Below are 7207 nucleotides of genomic sequence, written 5' to 3' on the forward strand. Positions count from 1 at the left end.
AAATGGTTACTACCGGAGGATCAGAAATGGCGACCACGACCGCACCCGGGCACATCGGCCTCAATGTCACGGACCTGGAACGGTCGGTGTCCTTCTACCGTCGCGCCCTGGGTTTCGACCAACTCGGCGCCAGCACAGAAGGCGAACACCGGTACGCCTTCCTCGGGTCAGACGGGGTCCTGCGACTTACCCTGTGGCAGCAGAGTGACGGCACGTTCTCCGCACACACGCCGGGCCTGCACCACCTTTCGTTCCAGGTGGACACCATCGACGAGGTCCGGGCGGTGGAAGCGGTACTGAAGGAGTTGGGCGCACCCTTCGCCCACGACGGCGTCGTGGCACACCGCGAGGGCGCAGCATCCGGCGGCATATTCTTCAGCGATCCCGACGGCATCCGGCTCGAGGTGTACGCCCCGAGCGGTGCGGACGCCGAGCCCGCGCCGAACGGCTCGGCCCCCACCTGCGGATTCTTCTGAGTCGCTGTGATGACTCTCTATCACGCAGGTGAAGCGGCGGTTCAACAACGCCTGGGACAGAGTGCGATCGCCGAGCGCGTCGGCCGCATGGTGCGCGCGGAGATCCCGGCCGCTGCCGCGGACTTCCTGGCCGAGCAGCCGATGGCGGTGGTCAGCGCGGCCGACGACGCGGGCCGGGTGTGGGCCGGCCTGATCACCGGCCGACCGGGTTTCCTGCGCGCCGAGGACCCGCGGACCATCATGATCGGGGCGCTGCCCGCATCAGGCGATCCGCTTCGCGACATCCTGGCGCGCCCGCACCGGATCGGGATGATCGCGGTCGAACCACAGACCCGACGCCGGATGCGGGTCAACGGGATCGCCGATCCGGTCGACTTCGGTTCACAGGCCGGCCTGCGCGTCCACACCGACCAGGTGTATTCGAACTGCCCGAAGTACATATCGCGCAGGAACATCGAGCAGGTGCGAGGCGAACCGGCGCGGCCCGCGGCCCGTCATGCGGCGGAACTGGACGCACACACCGCGCAGGTCATCACCGCCGCCGACACCTTCTTCATCGGGTCCGCGGACACCGACGGCAATGCCGATGCCTCGCACCGGGGCGGCAATCCCGGCTTCCTGCAGGTGATCTCACCAACCCAGTTGCGCTGGCCCGACTACCGCGGCAACTCGATGTTCATGACGCTGGGCAATATCGACGTCAATCCGCATTGTGGGTTGCTGATCCCCGACTGGCGCACGGGATCGACCATCCAGCTCACCGGCACCGCCCGGATCGACTGGGAACGCCACGACGCCGCCGGGGCGCAGTGCTCCATCGACTTCACCGTGTCCGAACTGGTCGAGCTCACCGAGGCGAGCCCGCTGCGCTGGGGCGCCGCCGAGCTGTCCCCCGCCAACCCGGCCTGACCGGCCCTAAGGGGCGTTGCGTTCCTGCTGGGCCGCGTCGAGCAGTTCGCGCGCATGCGCGCGGCCGGTGTCGGTGTCGCCCAGGCCGGCCAGCATCCGGGCCAGCTCGGCGACGCGGTCGTCCTCCTCCAGGCGTACCACCCGGCTGGACTTGGGCCCGCTCTCCACCACCAAGTGGGTGTCGGCGTACGCGGCGACCTGCGGCAGGTGGGTGACGACGATGACCTGATGGGTGCGCGCCAGCCGCGCCAGTCGCCGGCCGATCTGCACCGCGGCCCGGCCCCCGACACCGGCGTCGACCTCGTCGAACACCATCGTGGTGCCGGCCGCCGACGCCGCCAGCACCACCTCGAGGGACAACATGACGCGCGACAGTTCACCGCCGGAGGCGCTCTTGGCCAACGGCAGCAGGTCGGTACCGCGGTGCGCGGCGAACCCGAACTCGACGGCGTCCACACCGTCATGGCCGGCGTGCACGACGGTGCCGCCGGGCAAGGTGACCGGCGCGGAATCGTCGGCACGCGCCGGCAGGGCCGATACGGTGATGCCGAACTCCGCTCCGCTCATGGCAAGCCCGGCGAGTTCGGCCGTGACCGCCTTCGCCAGACCTTTGGCGGCCTTGGTGCGGGCCTTGGTGAGATCGGCCGCCACCACGATCAAGCGGGCGTGCAGCTCGTCGACCCGGGCCCGCAGGCCTGAGAGCGCCTCCTCGGAGACGTCGAGCTGAGCCAGCCGTTCCCGGGATTCCTTCGCCCACGCCAGTACGCCGTCGATATCGGCGGCATACTTGCGCGTCAGCCCGCGCAGTTCGGCCTGACGCGACAGTTTGCTCTCCAGAGTGCTTGCATCACTGGGCAACTCGGCCAGGTAGTCACCGAGCTCGGTGGACACGTCACCGATGACCGCCACCGCCTCGGCAAGCCGCTGCCCGAGCGTCTGCAACACGGAGTCATCGGTGGCCTGTAACGCCGCCTTGGCGTGGGCGACCGCACTGGCAGCCGAGGCGGACTCGCCCGCATCGTCATCGGGTGCGCCGGCCAGCGCGGCCCGGGCGGCCGCGGCAGCCTCGCGCAGGGCGTCCAACTCGGAGAGCCGACGGATATCGGCGACCAGCGCGTCGTCCTCACCCGGCTGCGGTGCCACCTCCTCGATCTCGCCGAGGCCGAAGGTCAACCGATCAGACTCCAGGGCGAGTTCACGCGCCCGCTGCGTCCGGTCGATGAGATCGCGACGGGCCGACAGCCACTCCTCGCGCACGGCTCGATACTTGGCCAGCGGCGCACTGATATCGGCGAACCGGTCCAGCGCCGCGCGCTGTTCGTCCGGGCGCATGAGCCGCAGCTGATCGTTCTGGCCGTGCAGTGCCAGCAGTTCGTTGGTGAACGAACTCAGTGATTTGGCCGGCACGCTGCGGCCACCCAGATATGCCCGCGACGGACCGTCCCGGCTCACCGACCGCGCGGCGATCACACTGTCGTCGTCATCGCGCTCGGCGCCGGAGGAATCGAGGATGTCGTCGATGCGTCCGACCACCTCGGTGTGCACATCGGCGGTGCTGAACCGGCCCTCCACCACGGCGCGCGGTGCCCCGGTGCGCACCCGGTTCGCATCGGCGCGAGCGCCGCCCAGCAGGTGCAATCCGGTGACCACCATGGTCTTACCGGCACCGGTCTCACCGGTGAGCACCGTCAGGCCCCGGTCGAATTCAGCGGTCGCGGTGCTGATGGCGCCCAGCGACTCGATACGGATCTCGGAGAGCACTACTGGCCGCGCCATCCCGTGACGGGCAGGCGGAACTTGCGCACCAGCCGGTCGGTGAACGGTGCGCTGTCCAGCCGGATCCACTTCAGCGAGGTGCCGCAACGCGTCACCTCGACCCGCGCACCGGCGGGCACCACCATCTCGCGGCGCCCGTCACAGAACACCATCGCGTCGTGTCCCTCGGCTTCCACCTCGATGGCGATCGCCGCATTGGGGCTGGTGACCATGGGTCGGGCGAACAATGCGTGAGCATTGTTGGGCACCACCAGAATTGCCTCCAGATCCGGCCAGAGAATCGGCCCGCCGGCCGAGAACGCGTAGGCGGTGGACCCGGTCGGTGTGGAGACCAGCACCCCGTCGCAGCCGAAGGACGACACGGGCCGGCCGTCGACCTCGAGCACGACGCCGAGCACACCCAACCGCGGCCCCTTCTCCAGGCTGGCCTCGTTCAGCGCCCAGCCGCGTTCCCGGATCTTGCCGCCCTCACGGACCACGATGTCCAGGGTCATCCGGTTCTCGACCCGGTAGTTGCGGTTGATCACGTGTTCCAGGACCGTGTCGAGCACCTCGGTTTCGGCCTCGGCGAGAAACCCGATGCGACCCAAGTTGATTCCCAGTACCGGGATATCGACGTTGCGGGCCAGTTCCGCGGCCCGCAGAAACGTCCCGTCACCGCCCAGTGCCAGCACCACCTCGCAGCCCTCGGCCGCCCGCTCATCGGGGTCCACCACCTCGATGTCGATCCCGAGAGCGCGCATATCGTCCGGATTGAGATGCAGCGCACCCCGATCGACCGCTTCGGCGGTGAGCACCCGTAGCCCGATCCCGTGATCGCCGAGTACCTTCTCGACCCGGCGAGCGGTTTCGGTGGCTTCGGCGCGGCCGGTATGGACGACCACCAGGACGGTGCGTTCGCAGGTCATTGGGGTCCTTCGTCAATGGCGCGCGCAATCGCGCGCTCGAGATCGTCACCCTGCAAGGGGTGGTCGGTGGACGTCCGCAACCGTAAGAAGAACTCGACGTTGCCCGACGGCCCCGGCAGTGGACTTGCTGTGACATCAACAGTGTGCCAATGCAATTCAGCGGCCCGCCGCGCGACCCCGAGTACCGCGTCGGCGCGCAGCGCCGGATCGGAGACGACGCCGCCCGCCCCCACCCGGTCCTTGCCGACCTCGAACTGAGGCTTCACCATCGGCACGATATCGGCGTCGGCGGAGGCACAGCGGGTCAGTGCGGGAAGCACGGTGGTCAGCGAGATGAACGACAGATCCGCGACCACCAGGTCCACGACACCACCGATCGCCTCCGGGGTCAGCTCACGCACGTTCGTGCGTTCCAACACGCTCACCCTGTCATCCGATCGCAGCGACCAGGCCAGCTGCCCGTAGCCGACATCCGCGGCCACGACGTGGGCCGCGTCGCGATCCAGCAACACCTCGGTGAAACCGCCGGTCGAGGCGCCCGCATCCAGACAGCGACGCCCCTGCACCGGCACACCGAATGCGTCGAGTGCGCCGATCAGTTTGTGCGCGCCGCGCGAGACCCAGGTCTTCTCGTCGGCCGCCACGGTCAGCGCGGCATCCACCGACACCGCGGTGGCAGGTTTGACGGCGGGCAGTCCGTCGATGCGTACCCGGCCCGCGCCGATCAGCTCGGCAGCCTGCTGCCGCGACCGGGCCAGCCCACGTCGCACCAGTTCGGCGTCCACTCGCGCCCGCCGCGTCATCGGTTCAGTGCTCCCGGATCGCTTCGCCGCGGCCCTCCACCGATTCCAGGGCACGAACCAGCAGGTCGTGGGCCTGTTCCAGGCGGACCGCGACAGCGTCGATATCGAGGGACTCGACGCCGACGACCGCCGGATCGGGCAGGCCGGCCAGCAGTGCGGCGATATCGGTGCGGATCTGCTCGGGATCGGTACTCATGTCAGGAGATCACGCTAGTCGATCCGGTCAGCTCAGCAGCGACCAGCGTTGCAGTGCGGTACGGGCCGTGTCGTCCGCGGCGGTGACATCGACAGGGCCGCCGTTCGGCCCGACGGACCACACCGCGGAAGCGACGGCGCGCACCACGCTCAGCTCGTCCCCCGCATCGGCGCCGGTGGCGCGCACGGTGACCACGGATCCGTCCGCGTCGACCTGCCAGGCGGGGTGCGCCGCGATCCGCAGTGTGTCGCCCTCGGTATGCAGCGATCGCAGATCGGGCGCGACGAACACCGGCCGCTGGTCCGGGATGGCGTGCACCATATCGGCGGCGGTGTTGACGCCGGTGAGCACCATCAGACTGGGCAACCCGGCGGCGTTGGCCCCCTCGATATCGGTGTCGAGGCGATCCCCGACGACCAGAGGGCTGCCGAAGCTGCCGCGGGCCAGGGCATCGTTGAGCAGAGTGGGCGCCGGCTTGCCGGCCACCTGAGGTTCCTGATCGGTCGCGGTCCGCAGCGCGGCGACCATCGAGCCGTTGCCGGGCAGCAGTCCACGCTCGGACGGCAGTGTTCGGTCGACGTTGGCAGCCACCCAGATCGCCCCGGCACGAATGGCCAGCGCCGCCTCGGCCAGATCGCTCCATCCGGTCGACGGCGAATGCCCTTGGACCACCGCCACCGGGTTCTCGTCCAGGGTGCGCACGGGGCGTAGTCCGACTCCGCTGATCTCCGCGGCCAGCGAATCGGTCCCGACGATCAGGACCGCGGATCCGGCCGGGAGTTGGGCGGCGAGCAGCCGCGCCGCGCTCTGGGCGCTGGTGACGACATCGGCTTCACCGGCGGAGAATCCGAGCTCCTGCAGGTGCTGTGCGACCTCGGCGGCGGACCGGGACGCATTGTTGGTGACATACAGCGCACGCGGGCCCACCGAAGCCAGGCTCTGCACCGCACCGAGGGTGGGCTCGTGGCCGCGGAACACGGTGCCGTCCAGATCCAGGAGCAGGCAGTCGTGCTCCTGTACGAGAGTCCCCATGTCAGCCCAGCTCGGTGAGGCGCTCTTCGGCATCGGTGACGCCTTCGACGTCAGCGGCCGCGGCGTGGATGAAAGCCTGCACCGCTTCGTCGTTGCGGCCGAGCGCGACCAGTGTCTCGGCGTAGGCGTAGAACAACCGGGCACCGGTTTGGTCGGTCCTGGTCGGATCCAGCGGTGGGCTCGACAGCAGGGCAAGGGCCTGTTCGTGCTGACCGAGGTCGGAACGGGCACCGGCGATGACGATACGAAGCTCATCGGCGTCGTCGCCGGTCAGCTGTTCGGCCTCGGGTGTGCGGGCGAGTTCGATCGCCCGTTCCGGCCGGCCGACGCCGCGTTCGCAGTCGGCGATCATCGGCAGCAACGACGACTTGCTGCCCATCCGGCGGGCCGCCCTGAGTTCGGCGAGGGCCTGGGCCCAGTCGCCACAGAAGTAAGCCGCGATACCGACGGCTTCGCGGACCGCGGCGATACGGCCGGACCGCGCTCGGGCGGCACGCGCATGGGCAAGTGCGGCCTCCGGGTCCTCGTCGAGCAGTTCGCCGGCCGCCACCAGATGCCTGGCGACCACGTCGGCGGTGGACTTGTCCAGGGTGATCAGCTCGCTGCGAATCTCCGGAGAGAGCTGCTTTGCCTCGATCTCCTTGGGTATCGCCGGGCCGGCGGCCCGCTCGGCGTCACCGTCGGACGGGCGGTGCGGTTGCTCGCGGCGGCCTCGATCCGGACCCGAGGAGCGAGGTGCGTTCGGACGATCGCGAGATCCTCGTCGCGGTCCGCCGTCGGTACGGCGCGGACGTCGTTCGCCGCTGCCATCCTGCCTGTCCTGCGCCACGCTGGCCTTCCTGGTCGCTCGCTCTTCGTAGTAGACACTGTTCCTGGGAAACCATGCTCCCGGCAAACGTTGTGTACTGGGAAAGGATAGCCGGGTGCCGGCGAAACGCGACAGTCGCGCGAATTCGGCAGATTTAGTCCGGAGAATATTGTCCGGAATGCACAAATGCCTCGGCCCTCCAATCTGGGATTGGAGGGCCGAGGGCTTTAAATTGTGTTCGGCGGTGTCCTACTTTTCCACCCGAAAGGGTAGTATCATCGGCGCTGGTAGGCTTAGCT

The 7207-nt window shown here is 69.0% G+C and carries 8 protein-coding genes; 2 read left to right on the forward strand and 6 right to left on the reverse strand.

Going from position 1 to position 7207, the window contains the following annotated elements; all coding sequences use genetic code 11:
* The first annotated feature begins 26 nt into the window (after positions 1-26).
* The gene (locus H7J86_RS01510; protein ID WP_267288932.1) at positions 27-476 is read left to right on the forward strand and encodes a VOC family protein; all 450 of its coding nucleotides are present in this window, start codon (positions 27-29) and stop codon (positions 474-476) included.
* Positions 477-485: 9 nt separating this feature from the next.
* Positions 486-1385, forward strand: a complete 900-nt coding sequence (locus H7J86_RS01515) for a pyridoxamine 5'-phosphate oxidase family protein (RefSeq protein ID WP_267288934.1) — start codon at positions 486-488, stop codon at positions 1383-1385.
* Between the two features lie 6 nt (positions 1386-1391).
* Here H7J86_RS01515 and recN read toward each other — a convergent pair whose 3' ends face one another.
* Genes recN through H7J86_RS01545 form a run of 6 tightly spaced genes read right to left on the reverse strand, consistent with a single transcriptional unit; the run spans position 1392 to position 6929 of the window.
* Complete coding sequence (recN, locus tag H7J86_RS01520) at positions 1392-3146, reverse strand: DNA repair protein RecN (protein WP_090361482.1); 1755 nt, start codon at positions 3144-3146, stop codon at positions 1392-1394.
* On the reverse strand, positions 3146-4069 hold the full coding sequence (locus tag H7J86_RS01525; protein WP_090361485.1) for an NAD kinase: 924 nt from the start codon (positions 4067-4069) through the stop codon (positions 3146-3148). The genes recN and H7J86_RS01525 overlap by 1 nt, the downstream gene beginning before the upstream one ends.
* Complete coding sequence (locus tag H7J86_RS01530; RefSeq protein ID WP_267288936.1) at positions 4066-4872, reverse strand: TlyA family RNA methyltransferase; 807 nt, start codon at positions 4870-4872, stop codon at positions 4066-4068. Before H7J86_RS01530 ends, H7J86_RS01525 begins: the two co-directional genes overlap by 4 nt.
* A gap of 4 nt (positions 4873-4876) precedes the next feature.
* Entirely contained in the window at positions 4877-5068 is a 192-nt protein-coding gene (locus tag H7J86_RS01535; protein ID WP_090361491.1) for a hypothetical protein, read from the reverse strand.
* A 27-nt stretch (positions 5069-5095) separates the two neighbouring features.
* Positions 5096-6100 carry an HAD-IIA family hydrolase gene (locus H7J86_RS01540; RefSeq protein WP_267288938.1) on the reverse strand — a complete coding sequence of 335 codons (1005 nt, stop codon included), beginning with the start codon at positions 6098-6100 and terminating at the stop codon, positions 5096-5098.
* 1 nt (position 6101) lies between these two features.
* A complete protein-coding gene (locus H7J86_RS01545; protein ID WP_187095884.1) occupies positions 6102-6929 on the reverse strand; it encodes a tetratricopeptide repeat protein in 828 nt (275 codons plus the stop codon).
* Positions 6930-7207: the final 278 nt, after the last annotated feature.

The sequence above is a fragment of the Mycobacterium hackensackense genome (assembly GCF_025822555.1).
GTDB classification, from domain to species: Bacteria; Actinomycetota; Actinomycetes; order Mycobacteriales; family Mycobacteriaceae; genus Mycobacterium; species Mycobacterium fluoranthenivorans.